This is a genomic window from Flavobacterium sp. RHBU_3, from assembly GCF_046613565.1.
In the GTDB taxonomy this organism is placed as follows: Bacteria; Bacteroidota; Bacteroidia; order Flavobacteriales; family Flavobacteriaceae; genus Flavobacterium.
Genome location: NZ_JBKJHC010000005.1, coordinates 162818 through 185472, shown reverse-complemented (window position 1 = coordinate 185472; position 22655 = coordinate 162818). Strand labels below are relative to the sequence as shown.

The 22655-nt window shown below is 41.5% G+C and carries 21 protein-coding genes; 11 read left to right on the top strand and 10 right to left on the bottom strand.

Annotated elements, in window-relative coordinates:
* Nucleotides 1-2 precede the first annotated feature (2 nt).
* Nucleotides 3-677, bottom strand: a complete 675-nt coding sequence (trmB, locus tag ACLI1A_RS09065) for a tRNA (guanosine(46)-N7)-methyltransferase TrmB (protein ID WP_411408327.1) — start codon at nucleotides 675-677, stop codon at nucleotides 3-5.
* Between the two features lie 95 nt (nucleotides 678-772).
* Between trmB and ACLI1A_RS09060 the strand changes: the two genes are divergently transcribed.
* Nucleotides 773-1834, top strand: coding sequence for a glycosyltransferase (locus tag ACLI1A_RS09060; protein WP_411408326.1), 1062 nt, complete (start codon nucleotides 773-775; stop codon nucleotides 1832-1834).
* Here the strand turns inward: ACLI1A_RS09060 and ACLI1A_RS09055 are convergent.
* Both ACLI1A_RS09055 and ACLI1A_RS09050 read right to left on the bottom strand, forming a co-directional pair.
* A complete protein-coding gene (locus ACLI1A_RS09055; protein WP_411408325.1) occupies nucleotides 1808-2851 on the bottom strand; it encodes a sensor histidine kinase in 1044 nt (347 codons plus the stop codon). The two genes, ACLI1A_RS09060 and ACLI1A_RS09055, sit on opposite strands and share 27 nt — an antisense overlap.
* Nucleotides 2851-3534 carry a response regulator transcription factor gene (locus ACLI1A_RS09050; protein WP_411408324.1) on the bottom strand — a complete coding sequence of 228 codons (684 nt, stop codon included), beginning with the start codon at nucleotides 3532-3534 and terminating at the stop codon, nucleotides 2851-2853. The genes ACLI1A_RS09055 and ACLI1A_RS09050 overlap by 1 nt, the downstream gene beginning before the upstream one ends.
* Nucleotides 3535-3718: 184 nt before the next feature.
* On the opposite strand from ACLI1A_RS09050, the gene ACLI1A_RS09045 reads away from it, so the two are divergent.
* The 6 genes from ACLI1A_RS09045 (at nucleotide 3719) to ACLI1A_RS09020 (ending at nucleotide 11431) form a co-directional block, all read left to right on the top strand.
* Nucleotides 3719-6529, top strand: a complete 2811-nt coding sequence (locus tag ACLI1A_RS09045; protein WP_411408323.1) for a carboxypeptidase-like regulatory domain-containing protein — start codon at nucleotides 3719-3721, stop codon at nucleotides 6527-6529.
* Between the two features lie 290 nt (nucleotides 6530-6819).
* A complete protein-coding gene (locus ACLI1A_RS09040; protein ID WP_411408322.1) occupies nucleotides 6820-7998 on the top strand; it encodes a hypothetical protein in 1179 nt (392 codons plus the stop codon).
* 185 nt (nucleotides 7999-8183) lie between these two features.
* Nucleotides 8184-8519: a T9SS type A sorting domain-containing protein gene (locus ACLI1A_RS09035; protein WP_411408321.1), complete on the top strand. Its 336-nt coding sequence runs from the start codon at nucleotides 8184-8186 to the stop codon at nucleotides 8517-8519.
* A gap of 109 nt (nucleotides 8520-8628) precedes the next feature.
* Nucleotides 8629-9447: a T9SS type A sorting domain-containing protein gene (locus tag ACLI1A_RS09030; protein ID WP_411408320.1), complete on the top strand. Its 819-nt coding sequence runs from the start codon at nucleotides 8629-8631 to the stop codon at nucleotides 9445-9447.
* Nucleotides 9448-9563: 116 nt separating this feature from the next.
* On the top strand, nucleotides 9564-10370 hold the full coding sequence (locus ACLI1A_RS09025) for a T9SS type A sorting domain-containing protein (protein WP_411408319.1): 807 nt from the start codon (nucleotides 9564-9566) through the stop codon (nucleotides 10368-10370).
* 80 nt (nucleotides 10371-10450) lie between these two features.
* Complete coding sequence (locus ACLI1A_RS09020; protein WP_411408318.1) at nucleotides 10451-11431, top strand: acyl transferase; 981 nt, start codon at nucleotides 10451-10453, stop codon at nucleotides 11429-11431.
* A gap of 96 nt (nucleotides 11432-11527) precedes the next feature.
* On the opposite strand, the gene tyrS is transcribed toward ACLI1A_RS09020, so the two are convergent.
* Complete coding sequence (gene tyrS, locus ACLI1A_RS09015; RefSeq protein ID WP_411408317.1) at nucleotides 11528-12832, bottom strand: tyrosine--tRNA ligase; 1305 nt, start codon at nucleotides 12830-12832, stop codon at nucleotides 11528-11530.
* A 142-nt stretch (nucleotides 12833-12974) separates the two neighbouring features.
* Between tyrS and ACLI1A_RS09010 the strand changes: the two genes are divergently transcribed.
* Nucleotides 12975-13976 carry an NAD-dependent epimerase/dehydratase family protein gene (locus ACLI1A_RS09010; protein WP_411408316.1) on the top strand — a complete coding sequence of 334 codons (1002 nt, stop codon included), beginning with the start codon at nucleotides 12975-12977 and terminating at the stop codon, nucleotides 13974-13976.
* Nucleotides 13977-14017: 41 nt separating this feature from the next.
* Here ACLI1A_RS09010 and ACLI1A_RS09005 read toward each other — a convergent pair whose 3' ends face one another.
* The 4 genes from ACLI1A_RS09005 to ACLI1A_RS08990 form a co-directional block, all read right to left on the bottom strand.
* Nucleotides 14018-14521 (bottom strand): TlpA family protein disulfide reductase, encoded by a 504-nt coding sequence (locus ACLI1A_RS09005; protein ID WP_411408315.1) that lies wholly within the window; start codon nucleotides 14519-14521, stop codon nucleotides 14018-14020.
* Between the two features lie 185 nt (nucleotides 14522-14706).
* Nucleotides 14707-15183 (bottom strand): DUF4296 domain-containing protein, encoded by a 477-nt coding sequence (locus tag ACLI1A_RS09000; protein WP_411408314.1) that lies wholly within the window; start codon nucleotides 15181-15183, stop codon nucleotides 14707-14709.
* 34 nt (nucleotides 15184-15217) lie between these two features.
* Nucleotides 15218-16561 (bottom strand): dihydroorotase, encoded by a 1344-nt coding sequence (locus ACLI1A_RS08995; protein WP_411408313.1) that lies wholly within the window; start codon nucleotides 16559-16561, stop codon nucleotides 15218-15220.
* Nucleotides 16562-16568: 7 nt separating this feature from the next.
* Nucleotides 16569-17288, bottom strand: a complete 720-nt coding sequence (locus ACLI1A_RS08990) for a polyprenol monophosphomannose synthase (RefSeq protein ID WP_411408312.1) — start codon at nucleotides 17286-17288, stop codon at nucleotides 16569-16571.
* 103 nt (nucleotides 17289-17391) lie between these two features.
* Here ACLI1A_RS08990 and ACLI1A_RS08985 point away from each other — a divergent pair, with 103 nt between their 5' ends.
* Both ACLI1A_RS08985 and ACLI1A_RS08980 read left to right on the top strand, forming a co-directional pair.
* Nucleotides 17392-18060, top strand: a complete 669-nt coding sequence (locus tag ACLI1A_RS08985; protein ID WP_411408311.1) for a DUF4271 domain-containing protein — start codon at nucleotides 17392-17394, stop codon at nucleotides 18058-18060.
* A gap of 15 nt (nucleotides 18061-18075) precedes the next feature.
* Complete coding sequence (locus ACLI1A_RS08980) at nucleotides 18076-18825, top strand: uroporphyrinogen-III synthase (protein WP_411408310.1); 750 nt, start codon at nucleotides 18076-18078, stop codon at nucleotides 18823-18825.
* Between the two features lie 145 nt (nucleotides 18826-18970).
* Here ACLI1A_RS08980 and pckA read toward each other — a convergent pair whose 3' ends face one another.
* Both pckA and ACLI1A_RS08970 read right to left on the bottom strand, forming a co-directional pair.
* Entirely contained in the window at nucleotides 18971-20572 is a 1602-nt protein-coding gene (gene pckA / locus ACLI1A_RS08975) for a phosphoenolpyruvate carboxykinase (ATP) (protein WP_411408309.1), read from the bottom strand.
* Between the two features lie 79 nt (nucleotides 20573-20651).
* Nucleotides 20652-21038, bottom strand: a complete 387-nt coding sequence (locus ACLI1A_RS08970; RefSeq protein ID WP_411408308.1) for a DUF423 domain-containing protein — start codon at nucleotides 21036-21038, stop codon at nucleotides 20652-20654.
* Nucleotides 21039-21153: 115 nt separating this feature from the next.
* Between ACLI1A_RS08970 and ACLI1A_RS08965 the strand changes: the two genes are divergently transcribed.
* Nucleotides 21154-22524 carry a saccharopine dehydrogenase family protein gene (locus tag ACLI1A_RS08965; protein WP_411408307.1) on the top strand — a complete coding sequence of 457 codons (1371 nt, stop codon included), beginning with the start codon at nucleotides 21154-21156 and terminating at the stop codon, nucleotides 22522-22524.
* Nucleotides 22525-22655: the final 131 nt, after the last annotated feature.

Below are 22655 nucleotides of genomic sequence, written 5' to 3'. Positions count from 1 at the left end.
TATTATTTAATTTTAAACCTTATATAGGTTATGGGCTTACCCTGCTCCAGGTACTGCTGCTCGTAAAAGGTTTGTATACCCGTTACAATTTCGGGAGCACCTTCATTACGGTACACATTGTGGTTAGCATAAATAACCTCGTGCCCTTCGCCATGCAGTAAGCCAAGAGTATAACCGTGCATAAACTCGCTATCGGTTTTAAGGTTTACCACACCATCAGCTTTTAGTATCTTTTTATAGCGTTGTAAAAACTCAGTATTTGTAAGCCTGTGCTTGGTACGCTTATATTTTATTTGCGGATCGGGGAATGTAATCCATATTTCACTTACTTCGCCTTCAGCAAAAAAATGCTCAATCAGTTCTATCTGTGTACGAAGAAAGCCTACATTAGTAAGTCCTTTCTCCACAGCAGTTTTGGCACCACGCCAAAAACGGGCACCTTTAATATCTATACCTAAGTAGTTAGCTTCCGGAAAACGCTCGGCAAGCCCCACAGAATATTCACCTTTACCACAGCCAAGCTCTAAAACTATAGGCATGTCGTTTTTAAAAAACTCCTCATTCCATTTGCCTTTAAGCGGAAAATTTCCGGCTACGGCTTCCTCCCTTGATGGTTGCAGCACATTGCCAAAAGTTTCATTTTCCCTAAAGCGCTTCAGTTTATTCTTACTTCCCACTATTTAAATTTAAATTTTTGGTAAAATTAGGGAAATATATGACAATTGAAATAATTTTAGATTGCGTAGGTAACTACTTTTTAAAAAGATAACATTTGGAACCGCGCAAAAAAATTCTGGTAGCCCCACTGGGAAAGGGCTTCGGGTACGCTACAAGGTGCATCCCCATAATTGAGGCGCTGGAAAACCACGGCTTTGAACCCATTATTGCTTCAAACGGGGGAGCGCTATTGCTGCTGCAAAAAGAATTCCCTCACCTTACAACGGCCGAACTGCCTGCTTATCATTTGGAATACGCAAAACCCGAAGGGCTTTTCAGCCTGAAAAAGGTAACGCAGTTAGTACACATGTACAGGGCCATACAAAAAGAGAAAAAAACGGTAGCACAGCTGGTACGGGAAATGGATATTAAAGGAATAATATCTGATAACAGGCCGGGCGCCTACAGTAAAAAAGTACCTTCGGTTTTTATAACCCACCAGGTAAACATACTACAGGGCAACCTTAGCGGTATAGCCAGCCATATGCACCGTAGTTTTTTTTGGAGGTTTACCCAATGCTGGGTACCCGATGTAAAAACCGGGCAAAACCTTTCGGGCAAGCTGGGACATACTGAGGAAGAAATACCAAACCTGCGCTATATAGGCACGCTAAGCCGCCTGCACAAAACAAATAAAGATAAAAAATACGACCTTGCCGTAATAATAAGTGGTGCTGAGCCACACCGCAGCCAGCTGGAAGAAAAGCTAAAACCGGCATTAATAAACTATGATGGTAATGTGGTACTGATACGCGGTATTGTAGAAACCGAACAAACCGTATACTACACCGGACACATAACAGAGTACAACTACATGAACAGCACCATGCTGGAAGATGTGCTAAACCGTAGCGAAATGGTGTTGTGCCGCCCCAGCTACAGTAACATTATGGATTTGGCAAAACTGTGTAAGTGTGCATTTTTTATCCCTGTACCGGGTAATGAGGAGCAGGAATACCTGGCCAAGAAAATGAAAAAGGCAATGATGGCTCCGTACTCTAAGCAGGAGAGCTTTAAAGCCGAGCATCTGGAGAAAGCCAAGATGTACAAAGGGCTTAGGGATATAAACGGACTGGGTAAATGGAAAGATTTATTTAGCCTTTTCGAGGGTGAATGAGAATTCTGACCCAGTACCAAATGTACTTTCTACATACATTTTTTCGTCGTGGGCTTCTATGATGTGTTTTACTATAGCAAGCCCCAGACCCGAACCGCCTTCGCTACGGGCACCGCTTTTATCTACACGGTAAAAACGCTCAAATAAACGCGGTATGTGCTTTTGCTCTATACCCTCGCCATTGTCTTTTACACGAATGATTACTTTGTTATTTACAAGATCTTCAATACTCACCTCAGTAGTACCGTCTTCTCTACCGTATTTTATAGAGTTCATAACAAGGTTTGTTACCACCTGTTGCACTTTTTCCTGATCGGCATATACCATAACAGGCTTAATGTACTTCATGTCGAACATCAGGATGATGTTTTTACTATCGGCCTTCATTTCCAGCAGATCGAATACATTTTGCACCAGTTCTATAATATTAAAGCGGGTATACTGCAGGTTAAGGTCGCCCACCTCCATTTTGGTAATCATATCCAGGTCCTGCACTATATATATAAGACGCTCCACACCTTTTTCGGCCCGTTGCAGGTACTTTTTACGCAGTGTTTTGTCGTTCATGGCACCATCGATTAGTGTAAGCAGGTAGCCCTGCACGGTAAACAGTGGTGTTTTTAACTCATGCGACACATTACCCAGAAACTCGCGGCGGTATTCTTCCTTGATTTTAAGGGTTTCTATTTCCATTTTTTTATCGCGCGCAAACTTTTCCAGCTCGCGGGTAAGCGTAGCCATATCGGTCATTATGGGCTTACTGCGTAGGGGGCTGGCTTCAAGCAGGGCAATATCGTCGTAAATTTTCTTTACCCTGCGGTAAATAAAATGCTCTACCCGGTATTGCAGCACAAAAAAACAGAAGGTAAATAACGAGAAGGTAAACAGCAGGATAAAAAACCAGTTTACCGTATAAACAAAATACAGCAGCCCTGTAAGCATGGCTGCTGAAAATAATGAGATATATGATGCCGATTTTACGGCAAACCTGTATGACTTTTTAAACTTTATGTTCACTAAATTTCGAGCTTATAGCCCACGCCTTTGATGGTTTTAAAAATTTCGTCGCCTATTTTCTCACGAAGCTTACGTATGTGTACGTCTATAGTACGCCCGCCTACAACCACTTCATTACCCCACACTTTATCCAGGATTTCTTCTCTTTTAAACACCTTGCCCGGCTTAGAGGCCAGCAGATAAAACAGTTCAAACTCCTTGCGTGGCAGTACAATTTCGCGGTCTTCTAATACAATTTTGTATTCTTCGCGGTTAATTTCAATATTACCTACCTTTAAAACATCCTCTTTGTTTTCGTCTTCTTTCAGCCTCCTTAAAAGCGCCTTAACCTTGCTAACAAGTAATTTTGGCTTAATCGGTTTGGCTATGTAGTCGTCTGCACCGGCATCAAAGCCTGCCACCTGCGAATAATCTTCGCTACGGGCTGTAAGGAACGTGATAATAACATTAGAAAGTTCGGGTATCTTCCTTATGTTCTCTACAGCTTCCATACCATCCATTTCGGGCATCATTACATCTATAATAATAAGGTGTGGCAATTCCTTCTTTGCTTTGGCTATTGCCTCCTTACCATTAACCGCAGTAACGATTTGATATCCCTCCTGAGAGAGGTTATATCCCACAATTTCAAGGATATCCGCTTCGTCGTCGACTAACAAGATCTTAATGTCTTTCTTCTTCATTTTTGACGCTATATGATTGTTTAGCGGTGGTAAAGGTAAAGATAATAAAAAACCGTCAAAGTGTGTTAACGGTAATTTAATCTGTTAACAATTTAATAATAAATAGTAAATCCAAATCTAACATTTGCCTAACATTTGGTTTAACACCTCAAAGCATCTTTGCACCGAAATTAAACGACACGAAATGAAACTTAGATTTTTAGTTATTTTACTACTTACGTTCTTAACAGGACTTGCACAGGAAAAGGCTACCTTAACCGGTAAAGTTACTGACAAGGACATGGGAGGCGAGGCTTTGCCTTTTGCCAGCGTTATGGTTAAAGGAACCCAACTGGTAACCAACACTGATGAAACAGGTATGTACACTTTACAGGTACCTGCCGGAACCTACACTATAGTATTCTCTTTCTTAGGTTATGAAAACAAAGAAGTAAAGGTAACTTTAGCTGCAGGAGAAACAAAAAACATTGACCAGATTCTTGGCTCTTCAAGCGTGCAACTACAAGATGTTGTAATAGAGAAGGTAATAAACCGGGAAAAAGAAACGGCTCTACTTTTAGAACAAAAGAAAGCCGTAGAAATAAAGCAAAGTATAGGCGCACAAGAACTAAGCCGTAAAGGTATTGGCGACGTAGAAGAAGGCCTTACAAAAATAACAGGTATTACAAAAGTTGGATCGCGCGGGCTTTTTGTTCGCGGACTTGAAGACCGATACAACAACCTTCTTGTAAACGACCTTGCGGTACCATCTAACAACCCTTTCCAGAAAATCATACCGTTAGATCTTTTCCCTACCGACATTGTAGGTGTGGTAGATGTTTACAAAACATTCAGCCCTAACATATATGCTGACTTTGCCGGAGGTACTTTTAATATCGCTACATCTAAAGGAAGTAAAGAAATTACTAAACTAAGCATAGGCGTAGGATACACTACAAACAACAACCTTTCTGATTTTAAAATATCTTCAGATGCTCATTCTGCAAAAGGATTCTTTGGCCTTACAGGCAGCGACAGGGAAATGCCTTCAATATTTGGCAACACCCCCACAAACAAGACGCTAACCGGACAACAGTCTGAGGCAGCTTTTAAAAGCGGATTCAACACCGATTCTTACAAGAGCCCACTAAATACCAGTATTGGCTTTTTGCACAGCGAAAAATTTGACCTTGCTAACAACGGAAAATTAAGCTATATCCTGTCTATAAACGCAGACAACTCGTTTCAGGTACGTAAGGGTGTAGACAGAACCCTTTTTGGTAAAGACATTATTCAATACAACAACAACTTCTACACCAGCGAATACAAGTACAAGACTAACACTTCTGCTCTTGTAGGTGTAAACTATAAAAAAGACAGGTTTGACGTTTGGTTTAACACGTTCTACCTAAGGACTACAGAAAACTCTATCCAGGACCAGTACGGTGTTTCAGACAACCAGGTAAACAACCCTAATTATTTACTACGCACTAATCAGCTTGACCAAAGCGATTATATTACTGCACAGGTAATGGGTAAATATTTCTTTGATGAAAACAAAAACCAGTTTGTACGTGCAGGCGGATCGTTCTCTAAAACATCATACAGCCAGCCAGACCGTAAGTTCTTTGGAGGTACACTAGAACCTAACAAAACAGACATTATATCTAGCTACGGAGGAAACAACTTCCTGCGTCAGTACTTTGACATAAGCAGTAACTTCTATTTTTCAGGTATTGCAGAATACGTGAAGAAATTTGGAAACAAAGAAGAAAAACAGCACCAGTTTACCGTAGGCTATAACGGAAATGGAAGCGAAAGCGGAACATCATACCGTTTTGTATCGTCTTTCAGGCCGGAAAGTGCATCAGGCTCTACTGCCATAACCTTTAATCTGGACAACATAGACCCTCAGATCACTTCAGATCTTTTAGCAAACAACGGAGCTTTTAGAGAAAGTTCTAACTCTCAGTACAAAACTGAACTTACCGACTTTATAAATGCCGGGTTTGCAAACGTGCTACTACATTATGGCGAAAAATGGGAAATTAACGCCGGTGTACGTGCAGAGAACTACATGAGGGATATTAAGTATCGTGAAAACGGGTCGTTTAACGCTGCTTTCCAACACATTAAAACAAACAAAACTTATATATTACCGGCAGCAAGCGTTAAATACAGTGTAAGTGAAAAAGCAAACTTCCGTTTTGCAGCAGGACAAACTTATACTAAGCCGGTTCTTATAGAAACACTTCCGCTTTCATACATTAACGCCGACGGTACATCAACCCAGGGTAACGGATACCTTAAGAATAGCGACAACTACAACGTAGACCTTAAATATGAAATTTTCCCTACAAATACTGAAATGTTCTCAGTAGGTGTATTTGGTAAAAAGATAAACAATGCTATAGAACGTACTTTCCTGGCAAGTGCAGGTGGTTTCCAGACTACTTATGAAAACACAGGAGACGCTACTTTATATGGTGTAGAAGCTGATTTCATCCTTGATTTAGCCCGATTAACTCCGGCATTCAAAGATTTAAGCTGGGGCTTTAACACCTCTGTAATGAACACTAATATAAAAGTAAACGACTACGCACTTAACTATACCGGCAGCCTTCTGCAATCAGTAGAAACACACAAAGACCGTCAGTTACAGGGAGCAAGTAAATGGCTTATAAACTCTGACATTAAATACCAGTTTAACATAAAAGAGAACTGGAGCAATACATTATCTTTAGTGTACGGTGTATTTGGCAAAAGGATATTTAGCGTAGGTACTAACAACATAGACCACATTTACGAACTTCCGGTACAAAAACTTGACCTTGTATGGGGCAGCAAAATATCTGAACACTTCGACTTTAAACTTTCTGCCCACAACCTGCTTAACCCTAAAGTACGCTTTGAAGTAGGCGAAGACAGCAAAGGCGAGTATATTGAAGATTCGCGCATGATGAAAGATTATAAGCGTGGTGTAGGCTTCTCATTAGGACTTAACTACACGTTTTAATTAAATAATAATTTTTAAAATGGCCGTAAAAGCAATGCTTTTACGGCCATTTTGCTTTTACCAAAACATCAGAAATGTTACAAACAATACACCTAAACAAGGCTAAAACACCATAAACAAACACTTTTACGGTAAACTAACCTTGGTAACATTTGCATAACCTTCAATTGAATTTACTTTAACCATCATATAACACTGAAATAACAGCTTAACAAGATTGTACAACTACTTTTGGAGCATCAAAAAAGAAGAACTTTTAACTATTACAAAAAAAATAAACAACGAAACTTATGAAAAAATTTCTTTTAGGAATGGTGCTGGCAACTGCCTTTTTAGCAACTAGCTGTGGTGACGACGACAGTACTCCTCAACCGGTAGAAGGCGCTATTACTGGTCCTATTACAACTGACACAAACTTTGCTTACGGAAACTACACCCTTTCTGGAATTGTAAAAATCAACTCTGGTGTTACAGTAACTTTTGAAGCCGGTTCTACAATTACCTGCGACAAAACTACAGGAGACAACGCCCTTGTAGTACTTAAAGGTGGTAAACTAATAATAAACGGAACTGCAAGCAGCCCGGTAGTATTTACTGAAGCTTCTAAAGTACCAGGTTCATGGGGTGGTATCATTATGTACGGTGATGCTCCTATCAATGCTGCCGGTGGTGTAGCTACTGCAACATCTGAAGACGGTAACAACCAAACTTACGGTGGTACTAACGCTACTCACAATGGTGGTCAGCTTAGCTACGTTCGTGTAGAGTATGCTGGTGCTAAACTTGCAGACGGTACTAAAGAAAACAACGCATTTACATTCTACTCTGTAGGTTCAGGAACTGTACTTGATCACCTTGTAGCTTACAAAGGAGCTGACGATGGATTTGAGTTTTTTGGTGGTACTGTAAGCGCTACTAACCTTGTTTCTTACGGTAACTATGACGATGCTTTCGACTGGCAAGACGGCTGGCAAGGCCAAAACAACAGCAACTGGTACGCTTACCAAATATCAAAAGCAAACTTTGGTATGGAAATAGAAGCATCTAGCAACAATAACACCTACTTCCCTGTAATTACTAACATCTCTTTAATAAGGGCTGCCGGTACTACCCCTGAAGTAGCTGGTGACGTACAAGTAGACGCTATACAGTTTAAGAAAGAAGGTAACGGTAACTTTAGCAACATAATCGTAGATGGTTACGGTAGCTACACTGAAGGTACTACAGTATATGAAGGTGCTGCTCTTAAAATCCAGGATGCTGCTACAAATACAGACCAGGTAAACACCGGTCGTATTAAAATAAACAACATCAAAATATCTAACACGTCTCACGAAATCCTTCCTGCTTCATCTTCATTCTCAGTAAGCATGCCTTCAGGAAGCTGGTCTACAAGCACTACTGCAACTGGCGCAAGCTTAAGCAATGGTAACTGGACTACAGTAGATGGCGTACAGCTTATCAACTAAGAACAACCATTCTTTTAATACAAAAGCACCGCAATGCGGTGCTTTTTTCGTTATATTAAGATTTACACTAAATAATACACGCTTCAAACGTTAAAATAACAGTATAAAATTTAATAATTTTTCATAACAAAATTTGGTACGGTATTTGAAAATAATTTCTTAAATTTGAAACGTAGATAGAGCGTATGAAGAAATATTACTTTTATATCACCATTTTGCTGTTCACTTTGTTTTCGCTAGGCGCCGCTGCCCAGGAAAGCAAAGCAACACCTGCCGGAGGTAAAGAGCCTATAGAAGGGCTTAACATTTACCCTAACCCGGCCAGTGGCGGCCGCCTCTACATCACTTCTAAAAGTGGCCAAAACAAAGACGTAGAAATCTATGACGTACTGGGTAAACGCGTACTTGCCGTAAACCTTACCGGAAAAGAAGTAAACATTTCCGAACTTACACCCGGCGTATACATCATTAAAGTAAAAGAAGGCGATGCTACCGAAACCAGGAAGCTTATCGTTAAGTAATTTTTTCACTATTCCGGTCAAAAATTAATCATAATTTCACACAAGGCAGCAGTTAGTTACACCTAATCTGCGTACATTTGTAGCCGGATTAATAAAAACAAAAGCCTAAATGAGAAAGATTTACACCCTTTTATCTGCTGTTGCGGTTACTGTAGCAGCCAATGCACAAACTAACCTACTAACTAACCCTGGTTTTGAAACATGGGCCGACGGTGCTCCACAACAATACACGCCTTATACAGGTACAAGTGGATCTCCAAGTATAAACAACTTCCTTACACAGGAAACTACTATAGTACACGGAGGAACAAGCTCTGCTAAGCACCAATCTCAAAACTCTACTCAGTACCTTGAGTATGATGATCTTATCCCTGTAACACCAGGACACAGCTACACCATTAGCTACTGGTACCTTGATAATGACGATTCTGCTTCAACAAGGCTTTGGTCTGCCTGGTTAGACTCAGCATACGCAACTTCAGGTTTTGATCAGAGTGCTTTACAAATAGCTACTTACTCTAGCAACGACCCAAGCTGGATTAACAACGTGGTTACTACAACTGCACCGGAAGGCGTTTCTTACCTAAGGTATCAGGTAAGGACTTACAGGCAGTCTACAACAAATGTAGGCGGATATGTTTACTACGATGATTTTTCATTTGTAGATAACACTGTTGCAAGCGTTAACCAAAACGACATTGCAGGGCTTAAAATATACCCTAACCCACTTACCGGAAACGTACTTAACATTACTTCAAACACTAATGGTGTTAAAGAAGTAGCTATCTACGACATAATAGGCAAGCAGGTATTTGCAGGTAAAACAGTAAACAACACCGTAAACGTAAACAACCTTACTGCCGGTGTATATATAGTAAACGTTACTGAAGAAGGCAAAACTGACACAAGAAAACTTGTTGTAAAATAGTTTTAGCCCGGAAACTGAGTGTTTCCAGCCAAAATATTCTTAATTTTAACTTTACATAAGCGTAAAGTTTTTTCAAGATTTCTATATTTGTTGTTGGATTAATAACAAATTTGAACATGAAAAAACTTTACGCTTCTTTATTTATTGCAGCTTTGGCTTCAACAGCTGTAAACGCACAAACGAATCTTGTTCCTAATGGAGACTTTGAAGCATGGACTGACGGAGCACCGGAAGGCTTTACAGTAACCCCTGCTACTAATGGTGGAACAGTTACACAATCTACTACCGAACTACACGGCGGCGCTAGCGCAGCACTATTTACAGCACCTGCAGGAACCGGAAACGTAAAAGCAGCTATAGCTGACATACCTGTTACAGCGGGCCACACTTATGTTTTCTCATACTGGTTTAAAGACGAAAGCGACAACGCACGTGGTAGGCATTGGGCTTCTTGGAGGGTAGACACCGCTACTCAGCTAACAGATAACGCCGATGTGCTACAACCGGGTTATTATGAAAACACTTCAGGGTGGCAACAAGTTACCTATACACTAACTGCTCCTGCTACAGCTACACTTTTTAGGTTAGACTTTAGGGTTTACCAACAAGCTGACGGCGCAAACTCTGGCCTTATATACTATGATGATGTAATGTTCTACGACCAGGCAACAGCAGGCGTTAACCAAAACGACATCGCTGGCCTTAAAGTATTCCCTAACCCACTTAGCGGAAACGTACTAAATGTTACTTCAAACACTAACGGTGTTAAAGAAGTAGCTATTTATGACATTATTGGCAAACAGGTATTTGCAGGCAAAACAGTAAACAACACTGTAAATGTAAACAACCTTACTGCCGGTGTATACATTGTAAACATTACCGAAGAAGGCAAAACTGCTACAAGGAAACTTGTTGTAAAATAATCCTTTCTTTATACCATACCGAAAGCACCGCCCTACAGCGGTGCTTTTTTATTTCATACCTTTGCAAAAACATTATTACCTTGGTTAGCGCAGCCGATATATTTACCATATCCTCAAAGAAAGAGTTCGAAAAAATCACCATGAAGGTGTTTCGTCATCAGTATGACAATAATACGGTATACCGAGATTTTTGTACGCTGCTGAAACGCGACAAGCAAAACGTAAAGCGCATATACGATATTCCGTTTTTACCCATACAGTTTTTTAAATCGCATGAGGTAGTAAGCACCACCGACTCTGTTATTGAAACCTTTACCAGCAGCGGTACTACGGGCGCCATAACCAGCCGTCACCTTGTTACCGACCTAAGCTACTACGAACAGAGTTTCCGCATGGCATTTTCTCAGTTTTATGGCAATATTGAAGATTACGCCGTACTGGCGCTCCTACCCTCTTACCTGGATCGCGAAGGCTCGTCGTTAATTTATATGGTGGCCGACCTGATTGAAGGATCTAACAACCCCGACAGTGGTTTCTACCTGCGCAACTATGATGAGCTTATTACAAAACTCACCACGCTGGATAAAGAAGGCCAAAACGTACTGCTTATAGGCGTTACCTACGCTTTGCTGGATTTGGTTGAAAAACAGCAATTCAGCCTGAGCAATACAATAATAATGGAAACCGGCGGCATGAAAGGCAAACGCCGTGAAATGATTCGCGAGGAGTTGCACGAAATATTATGTAACGGTTTCGGGGTAAGCAAAATACATTCTGAATACGGTATGACGGAATTGTTGTCGCAAGCCTACTCCCTGGGCGATGGCATTTTTGAGTGCCCACCGTGGATGGATATTCTTATCCGCGATACCGAAGATGCCCTTACCTATATAGACTACGGAAAAACCGGCGGGGTTAATGTAATAGACCTGGCCAACTACAATTCCTGCTCGTTTATAGCCACACAGGATTTGGGTAAAAAATACCCGAACCAAAGCTTTGAAGTCCTGGGCCGTTTTGACAACAGCGACATTAGGGGATGTAATTTGATGGTTTTGTAGATTGGATTTTTAGATTTCTGGAAGGTTAGATTTTTAGAACCTAATTACGAAACAAGAAACTATACAGCAACAAAAAAGAGGCCGAAGCCTCTTTTCTTATTTTAGCGTTAAAACAAACGATTTGTTTTTACCAAACTGTACCAGTATGTACTTACCTAAAACCAAGTCCTTATTGGTTATCTTGTAGTAGGCAGTAATTTTTTCTTTGTTTACCGCTACTGCATTTGCAGCAATGCCTTTCCTGGCCTCACCCCTCGACGGGAATATCTTGGTAACATCGGCAAGCAGCTCCACGAGATCCTGCTCCTCACTAAGGTTTTCAGCAGTAATATCAGCATAGAAGAACTCACCAAAAATATCAGTAAAGAAATCCTCGCTCACGGCGTTCAGCTGCTCATAGTTGTATTTAGAAAATACAAACTCACTCCTGCGCAGGGCTTCCTCATACTGCTCCTTACCGTGTACAAAGGTAGTTACTTCCTCGGCAAGTTTCTTTTGCAGCAACCTAAGGTGTGGCGCTTCCCTGTGCGTTTCTATCAGTGTGTTTATTTCTTCTTCACCAAGGAAGGTGAATATCTTAATGTACTTCTCAGCATCAACATCGGTAGTTTTTACCCAAAACTGGTAAAACTTATACGGCGAAGTTTTATCGGCAGTAAGCCATACGTTACCCCCTTCAGATTTACCGAATTTACTTCCGTCGGCTTTAGTAATCAGCGGGCAGGTCATGGCGTAAGCCTCCTTCAGGCTCTCTTCGGTATTCATACGGCGGATAAGTTCTGTACCCGTAGTAATGTTACCCCACTGGTCGCTGCCGCCCAGTTGTAGTTTGGCTCCGTAAGCTTTGTGCAGGTGGTAAAAATCGTATCCCTGAATAAGCTGGTAGGTAAACTCGGTAAACGACATACCCGCACCGGCTTCACCGCTAAGGCGTTTCTTTACAGAATCTTTAGCCATCATGTAGTTTACGGTAATACGTTTACCTACATCGCGCGCAAAGTTGATAAACGAAAACTCCTTCATCCAGTCGTAGTTGTTTACCAGCACCGGCGCATTGGCTTCTTTAGAATCGAAATCAAGGAAGCGCGAAAGCACAGCCTTAATACCGTTTACGTTCTTTTCAAGGGTGGCTTCATCCAGCAGGTTACGCTCGTCACTTTTACCCGACGGGTCGCCTATCATACCGGTGGCACCACCTACAAGAGCAATGGGCTTATGACCGCTACGATACAAATGCACTAATATGATAATTGGCACAAGGCTGCCTATGTGAAGGCTATCCGACGTTGGGTCAAACCCAATATACGCAGTCGTCATACCTTTAAGCAGTTCCTCTTCAGTTCCCGGCATAATGTCGTGCACCATGCCCCTCCATTGTAATTCGGCTACAAAATTTTTCATATTAGTGATTTTAATGCGGTTGCAAAAATACAAAGGCTAATCAACTTTCGTGAATATTTTTAAGCAATAATTTAGCATTACTAAGGCGTTAAGGCCGTGATGTTTTATTAATCCACCCGCCAAATTGCTTATATTTGTTACCATGATACTAATTACCGGCGGAACAGGATTAGTAGGCGGCCACCTGCTACTGAAGCTCGCGGAGGGTAACACACCTCTGCGTGCCATATACCGCAACAAACAGAATATAGATAAAACCCGTCAGCTTTTTTCGCGATACAGCAAGCAGGAACAGTTTGCCACCATAGAATGGGTACCTGCCGATATAAATGACATCCCTGCCCTTGAGGAAGCCTTTACAGGTGTAACCCATGTATACCACTGTGCGGCAAATGTATCTTTTGACCCAAGAGATGAGGAGGTTTTGCGCAAAGTAAACATAGAAGGCACTGCCAATATGGTAAACCTCTCGCTGGCTTTTGGCATACAGAAATTTTGCCATGTAAGTTCTATAGCGGCATTGGGCGACCCTGTAGTACCCGGCAGCACGATTACCGAAGAAACCGAATGGAACCCCGAAGCTTACCACAGCGATTACCAGATTACAAAATACGGTGCCGAAATGGAAGTATGGCGCGGCTGGCAGGAAGGCCTTAATGTAGTAATTGTAAACCCCGGGCTTATTTTCGGGCCAGGCTACTGGAACCAAGGCAGCGGAGCGGTGTTTAAAGCCGTAAAGCGCGGACAGTATTTTTACACCCTGGGTAATTGTGGCATAATAGCCGTAGAAGACGTGGTAAACGTAATGATACAACTTACCGACAGCAACATTAACGGCGAACGCTACACCCTGGTGGCAGAAAACATTACATTTAAAACGATGCTGGATACCATAGCAGCGGGAATGGACAAAAGCGGCCCCGTAATGTACACCAGTAAACCACTAATGAGCTTTGCATGGCGGTTTGACTGGCTTTTAAGCCGGCTGTTAATGCGCAAACGCCTGCTTACAAAACACATGGCACATTCGGCATATACCACAGAACCTTTTGACAACAGTAAAATAAAGCAAGTACTGGGATATACTTTTACAGATATGAAACCTTACCTCAAGGAACTTGCCCCTGAATATACAAAGTATTAAAAAAGCTCCGCAATTGCGGAGCTTGATGTTTATTGTATAAATTAAAATTTTACAGCACTCCACTCCATTGAGCCTACAGCAGTTTCGGCTACAGAGTCATGCTGGATGACAACTGAAGTAGGAAAAAAACGGATGCCTTTCTCCTTGAACGGAAACTGGGTTGTATCGGCACAATACACTGGCATGTTTAATTTCCTGTTTTCCATAAATTTTCGCACCTTTTCCGGGCTTTCAGGGGAAACCATGTAAAAGTCTACTGCACCAAAATGCTTCCTGTACTTTTCTATGGAATCCTTTTCGGCGATACAGGGTTTACAAAAAGTTCCCCAAAAATGAAAAAACTTTGCCTTGTCGCCTTTTAAATCCACAATTGTATCTGTACCATCTGTCTTTACGAGTTTAAACTTCGTGTCGGCAAGCGTATATTCTGTATTATTAATTTTATTAAAAAAGCCTACCGTATCAGAGGTCACAATTGACATGAAAAATAATATAAAGACAGCTAACGGAACAATCCAAAGAAGATGTTTAAGTACCGGTTTCATAATTTGGTTGATTTTTATTTGCTTTTAGGACACGACCAAATTTAATGAAGTTTAATAACTTAAGGAATAATGATAATTCATTTCTATTACTTAGTCTTATCAAAAAATATCCCAATATACAATCGGTTTCGACATGCTCAGCCTCACTGTACATTGGGATACATTATATAATCAGATTTTTATTGTTACTGTGGCAACTGCCTGTTCTCAGGTGCTAAAGCCGGGCTTCCTGCCGAAGGTGTACCACCGCCCGAAGAAGGACTGTCAAAACGGTTAGGGTTTGCAGGGTTAGACGGATTTGCAGGGTCAGCTACATTAGCCTGAGGCTTCTTTACACCCAGCTTTTCCTGCTCGTGCTCTATACGCCCGGTTATCTTTTTTTGCATCTTCTCATAATTCTTAAGGTCAGATGCATACCAGGTATGGTTTTGTACCAGCGTAAGACTGTCTATTTTGTACTTTTTGTAAATGTAGGTCTTCGGGTCTACACCACTGCTGTCCAGCGCCGATGCCTTATATGATTTTACTGATTGCATTATAGCCATATCATATAATATGTCTACCATCTGGTTTTCGCTAATAAGCTTCTTAGGCTTAGGCACTACCTCGTCTTTACAGGCTATTGCCATAAGCGCCAGTATTATTACAGCCAGTTTCTTCATAGGGCAAATGTATACTTTATTTTGGTTCAAAGGTTTATCCGCGATCAAAAAGCAGCCTTTCGCCACAACGGATGTCTTTTACCTTAAAGTTATTATAAACGAGCTGACCGTTTACAAAAGTATGTGTAATGCGCGATTTAAAGTTAACCCCTTCAAATGGAGACCAGCCGCATTTGTACAGTATGTTCTCTTTTTTAACGTTCCATGGCAGTCCCGGGTTTATAATAACCAGGTCGGCATAATAACCTTCGCGGATAAAGCCGCGCTTTTCTATCTGGAACAGTTTGGCCGGGTTGTGGCACATTTTCTCCACAATCTTCTCTACCGAAATTTTCTTTTGGTGATAAGCTTCAAACATAGCCACTACACTGTGCTGTACCAACGGCCCACCGCTTGGCGATGAAGTATAAGGATTTTTCTTTTCCTCCAGGGTGTGTGGCGCATGGTCTGTAGCAATTACATCTATGCGGTCGTCCAGCAGGGCTTTCCACAACGCATCGCGGTCTGCAGCCGTTTTTACCGCCGGGTTCCACTTTATAAGCGAACCTTTTGTAGCATAATCGGCATCGGTAAACCATAGGTGGTGTACACATACCTCGGCAGTTATTTTCTTCTCCTCAAGAGGAATTTTATTGGTAAACAAGTCGGTTTCTATAGCCGTAGACACATGGAAAACGTGCAGCCTGGCGCCGGTTTTCTTAGCAAGCGCTATAGCACGCGACGATGATATATAGCAAGCCTCGGCACTGCGTATTTCCGGATGGAATTTTACAGGGATATCATCACCGTATTCTGCTTTATATTTTTCAAGGTTTTGGCGTATGGTAGCCTCATCCTCGCAGTGTGCAGCGATAAGCATGCTTGTGCTGCTAAAAATCTTTTCCAGCACCTGCTCGTCATCTACCAGCATGTTTCCGGTAGACGACCCCAGGAACAGTTTTATACCGGCTACGTTTCTCGGATTGGTTTTTAGTATCTCTTCTATATTGTCGTTAGTACCACCCAGCATAAAAGAGTAGTTTGCATAAGAAACCTCTGAAGCCCTTTGATACTTCTGTTCTAAAATTTCCTGCGTTACCGCATTTGGCACCGTATTAGGCTGTTCTATAAAAGAGGTTATACCACCCGCTACGGCAGCACGCGATTCGGTTTCTATATTACCCTTATGGGTTAGTCCCGGCTCACGAAAGTGCACCTGGTCATCTATAGCTCCCGGTATAAGAAAACTCCCCTCAGCATCAATGATTTTCACATCGGGCGACTTAGGGCTTATCTTATCCGCAATTTCTTTTATAATCTTGTCCTCAATATAAAGGTCGCCCTCAAAAATTGTACCCTCATTTACAATTTTGGCATTCCTTATAAGTATCCTGTTCATGGTCGTTTTATAGTCTGTTCAGCATTTTTTTCCAGCGCAGCCTTATTACTCCAAATATAGCTTCTTTAAATATGGCCGAGCTCATTTTACTTTCGCCCTTAGTACGGTCTGTAAATATAATAGGTACTTCTACAATATTAAACCCGTTAGCATAAGTGCGGTATTTCATTTCTATCTGAAACGCGTAACCCACAAATTTTATGCGGTCCAGGTTAATACTTTCCAGTACTTTTCTTTTGTAACAGATAAAACCGGCAGTAGCATCGCGTATGGTCATTCCGGTTATGGCACGCACATAGCTGCTGGCATAGTAGCTCATAAGCACACGGCTCAGCGGCCAGTTTACAACATTTACTCCGGTAACGTATCGAGATCCTATAGCCAGGTCGGCTCCTTTATGGCAGGCTTCGTACAACCTGGTCAAATCAGCAGGGTTGTGCGAAAAATCAGCATCCATCTCAAAGATGTATTCGTATTTGTTTTTTATGGCCCATTTAAAGCCGTGCACGTATGCGGTACCAAGTCCTGATTTTCCGGCCCTGACCTCCAGGTGCAATGACGGATATTCGGCCTGTAGCTCACGCACCATTGCAGCGGTACCGTCGGGCGAATTATCATCAACCACCAGCACATCAAAAGCCACATCCTGAGCAAATACCGCCCTGATAATGGCTTCAATATTGTCGATTTCGTTATAGGTAGGAATTATTACGATTCCGTCGTTCATGTTCCTGGTAGAATTTTGTGCAAAAGTAGGTATTTATTAACGCTTAAAAAACAATTAAATGAGAATTAACGACCACAAGAATAAAAAATACTAATTTTGCGCAATGGATAATTTCACACTGCACGAACGCATTATAGGAGCTCATGACTGGGCTACGTATCTATTTGTGCTTTGTTTTGCCATTATAGCTGTAAACCGCACTGTTTTTGAAGTTCGCTTTGCCGAATTTACAAAACTTGCCTGGTCTGATAAGTATATGAAAATATACAAAGACAGCAGCAACCTGCAAAGCTGGTTTACCATTTCTTTCTTCATTGTACAAGTGGTATCTTATGCCTTTTTACTACAGTTTATACTGGTGTATTTTTATGGAGAAAGTGCCCAGGGCGGTTTCCTGAAATTTATTCAGCTGCTTACACTAATAAGCAGTTTTGTACTGGCAAAATATCTTATAGAAAAAATTATAGCCACGGCTTTTGACATAGAAGAATTTAACGAACAGTTTAACCTGCATAAGGTAAACTATCGGGCTTATATAGGCATGCTGCTGCTACCCGTAAACGTAGTACTGTTTTACAATTTAGCCCCAAAAGCCTTTGTACTATACATAATTTTAGGCCTTATAGTGGCCGGCAGCATCCTCTCGTATCTTATTTCATTGAGGATTTATCAAAAATTGATACTCAGTAAATTGTTTTACTTTATTTTGTATCTTTGCGCTCTTGAAATAGCACCTTATTTTTTCCTATATTATTGGTTCACCAATCGCTAGATAATAACTATATTTATGAAAGTGAAAACAATTTTGGTTTCGCAGCCGGAACCTAAAGTAGAAAATTCACCGTACTTTGAAATTCAGAACAAACTGAAGGTAAAAGTAGACTTCAGGCCTTTTATCCACGTAGAAGGCGTTAGCGCCAAGGATGTAAGGGCACAGAAGATAGACCTTAACAACTACACTGCTATTATCCTAACCAGCAAAAACTCTGTAGACCACTTTTTCCGCGTAGCAGAAGAAATGCGATATAAGGTTCCGGAAACACTTAAATATTTTTGCCAAAGCGAGGCTATTGCCTTTTACCTGCAAAAGTATGTAGTGTACCGCAAGAGAAAGATATATGTAGGCCAGAAGGATTTTGCCGAACTGTCTCCACTGATAAAAAAATACAAAGACGAGAAGTTTCTACTTCCGGCATCAGATCAGCTGAACGACGACATACCACAGGTACTAAACACCCTGAAGGTAGACTGGACTCCGGGTACTTTTTACAAAACCATGATGAGCGACCTTAGCGACCTTAAAGATGTGTACTATGATGTACTGGCATTCTTTAGCCCTACAGGTATAAAATCGCTGTTTAAAAACTTCCCCGACTTTCAGCAGAACAATACCCGCATAGCTGTATTTGGCTCTACTACACAAAAAGAAGCACTGGATCACGGTCTTCGTGTAGATATAATGGCACCCGCACCGGGCACACCGAGTATGACAATGGCACTTGAAAAATACATAAACGAAGTAAACAAGGCAAAATAACATTACTATTATATACAAAAAAAACCGCTCGTTGAGCGGTTTTTTTATACCTGTTAATCAATCTTACAAATACAGTTTTACAAAAAAAATAGCTGCCCGTCCCCGGGCAGCCCTTTCCAAAAACATCTATTCTAAAAATCCACAATTATGCCAGCGGACCGCCGGCTATAATTTCATCATTTGAGAACTCCTCAAATTTAGCAAAATTTTCCCTGAAGTTCGCCGCAAGCTCCTGCGCTTTTTCGTCGTACGCCTGTTTGTCCTGCCAGGTATCCCTTGGGTTCAGCACCTCATTTGGCACACCAGTACAGCTTTGCGGCACCGCAAGTCCAAAATACGGCTCGGTAACAAAAGCAGCTTTATCCAGCTCACCATTTAGCGCTGCCGCTATCATGGCGCGGGTATAGCGTAGTTTCATACGACTACCAGTGCCGTAAGCACCACCCGTCCAGCCGGTATTTATAAGCCACACATTTACGCCGGTCTCCTGCATTTTATTTATAAGCATTTCGGCATATGTAGCAGGATGCAACGGCATAAACGGCGCACCAAAGCAGGCCGAAAAGTTGGGCTGCGGTTCCTTAACACCTTCTTCTGTTCCGGCTACCTTAGCGGTATAGCCACTAACAAACCAGTATGCAGCCTGACCCGGGGTAAGTTTACTTACCGGAGGCAGTATACCAAATGAATCAGCACTAAGGAAGAAGATATTCTTAGGGTTATGCCCCACTGAGCCTGGCTGAATATCGTTAATAAAATCTATAGGGTAGCTTACACGGGTATTTGGTGTAATGCTTACATCTTCAAAATCTACCTCTTTAGTCCCGGGTTTAAACACCACATTTTCAAGTAAGGCACCACGCTTTATAGCCCTGAAAATATCCGGCTCGTTCTCCTCAGTAAGATTAATCACTTTTGCATAACAACCGCCTTCAAAGTTAAACACACTATTTTCGTGCGTCCAGCCGTGTTCGTCGTCACCTATCAGCCTACGTGAAGGATCGGCCGAAAGCGTTGTTTTACCCGTACCCGAAAGGCCAAAGAAAATGGCGGTATCACCATCCTTGCCCACATTGGCACTACAGTGCATAGGAAAAGTATCTTTAAACACAGGAAGTATAAAGTTTAGCGCCGAAAAAACACCTTTCTTCATTTCACCGGTATATCCCGTACCTCCTACAAGCACTATTTTCCTGGTAAAATTCAGTATCGCAAAGTTTTCAGATCGTGTACCGTCGGTTTCAGGGTTTGCTTTAAAGCCCGGAGCAGAAATTACATGCCATTCTGCATCAAACTCATCAAGCTCATCAGCCTCAGGCCTCAGGAACATGTTGTAGCAAAACAAGTTGCCCGAAGGCAGCTCGTTTACCGCCCTTACATTAAGCCTGTACGCCGGATCGGCACACACATAGGCATCGCGCACATAAAGCTCCTTACTAGACAGGTACTGCATCATTTTGTTGTACAGAGCATCAAACTTATCTGCATCAAAAGGAATGTTTACCTTACCCCACCATACCCTGTCTTGGGTAATGGCATCTTTAACAATAAAGCGGTCTTCGGGAGAGCGGCCTGTAAAGGCACCGGTGTTAATGGCCAGCGCACCGGTATCGGTTTCTGTGCCAAGCCCTTTTTCAAGGGTAATGTTGTGTAATTCGTCCGGAGGCAACTGGTACTTTACTGTAGCCCCAGTAATTCCGAGTGATTCAAGCGAAATCGTTTTCGTAAAAAGGCTGTAGTTATCCATACTCTGGGTCAATGTTTGGGTTATTTACTGCCCCAAAGATACGGATAAAATCATTTGACCATAAAATATTATAGTCAAATTACGTATTTCGTTTAATTATGTGTAAAAATAACACTCCCCAAGCCGAAATTAGTAACAATCCTCCAATAGGTGTAATGATGCCAAATTTCTTAATTTCGAAAGGAATGTACTTCTTTAGAGCCAGTAAATAGATAGAAACTGAAAAAAGCACAACTCCTGATACCACCAGGATAAATATCTGTTTTTTTACATTTTCGGGTAATATACTTGCAGATGCTACAAATAACAAAAACAGGGCATGATAAATTTGGTAACGTACGCCGGTTTCAAATGAAGCAACAGATTCGGGCTCAACGATTTTTTTTAAACCATGAGCACCAAAAGCCCCCAGTAAAATACCTGTCATTCCTAAAAAAGCAGCAGTGGCTAATATATTTCTTTCCATTTTATGTAAATTTTGCACCGTAAAGTTACCCACAAATTAAGATTTAACAATACAGGATGGTGTTTTAATATGTAACAATTTATTACTTTCGTGTTACAAAACATACAAACACAACATGCGAAATATTTTAATAATCGGTGCAGGGCGATCAGCAACATCACTTATTGATTACTTGCTGGACAAATCCGAACCTGAAAACCTGCACATAACAATAGGTGATCTTTCTGCCGAACTTGCCGAAAGAAAAACCAAAGGGCACCCCCGCGCTACAGCTATAGCCTTTGATATTTTTAATGAAACGCAACGCCATACACAAATAAAAAAAGCTGATATAGTTATAAGCATGCTGCCCGCACACCTGCATTATGAAGTAGCTAAAGACTGCATTACATACAAAAAACATATGGTTACCGCCAGCTATATAAGCCCTGCAATGGCCGAGCTGGATGAGCGCGTAAAAGATGCCGGACTTGTTTTTATGAACGAATGTGGGCTCGACCCCGGTATAGACCACATGAGCGCCATGAAGATTATAGATGAAATAAGAGACAAAGGTGGCAGGATTATGCTGTTTGAATCGTTTTGTGGAGGACTGGTAGCACCTGAAAGCGATAACAATCTATGGAATTATAAATTTACGTGGAACCCTCGAAATGTGGTACTGGCAGGTCAAGGAGGTGCTGCCAAGTTTATACAGGAAGGCACCTATAAGTACATACCTTACAATAAGCTATTTCGCAGGACCGAGTTTATGGACGTAGAGGGCTACGGGCGTTTTGAAGGATACGCTAACCGCGATTCGTTAAAGTACCGCAGCGTATATGGCCTGGACGATGTGCTTACGCTATACCGCGGCACACTACGCCGTGTGGGCTTTTCAAGGGCTTGGAATATGTTTGTTACCCTGGGCATGACGGAAGACACCTATATAATGGAGAACAGCGACAAAATGAGCTACCGGGAGTTTACCAACTCTTTTCTGCCCTACCACCCTACTGATTCGGTAGAACTGAAACTGCGTCATATACTTAAAATAGACCAGGACGATATATTGTGGGAAAAACTACTGGAACTGGATCTCTTTAACCCAAATAAAAAAGTAGAACTACATAATGCCACTCCAGCCCAGATACTGGAAAAGATACTATCTGACAAATGGACACTATCACCGGATGATAAAGACATGATAGTAATGTACCATAAATTTGGCTATGAAATTAACGGTAAAAAAGAACAGATAGACAGCACCATGGTATGCATAGGCCAAGACCAAACGTATACCGCCATGGCTAAAACCGTAGGACTTCCTGTAGCCATAGCTGCACTTAAAATACTTAACGGGGTAATAAGCACTCCGGGAGTGCAGCTTCCTATAAACCGCGAGGTATATGAACCTATTTTAAAGGAACTGGAAACCTATGGCATTGTATTCCATGAAAAGCAGGTACCCTACCAGGGCTACAATCCGTTTAATGTAGCCAGTTAAGACCATACTACACACAATATAATTATTCCGGGAATCCCTTGTGTAAGCAGGGGATTTTTGTTTTACAAACCAAAATGTAAATAACTGAATTATAACTGCGTACACATAAATACGCAGCTATTAAAAACAGG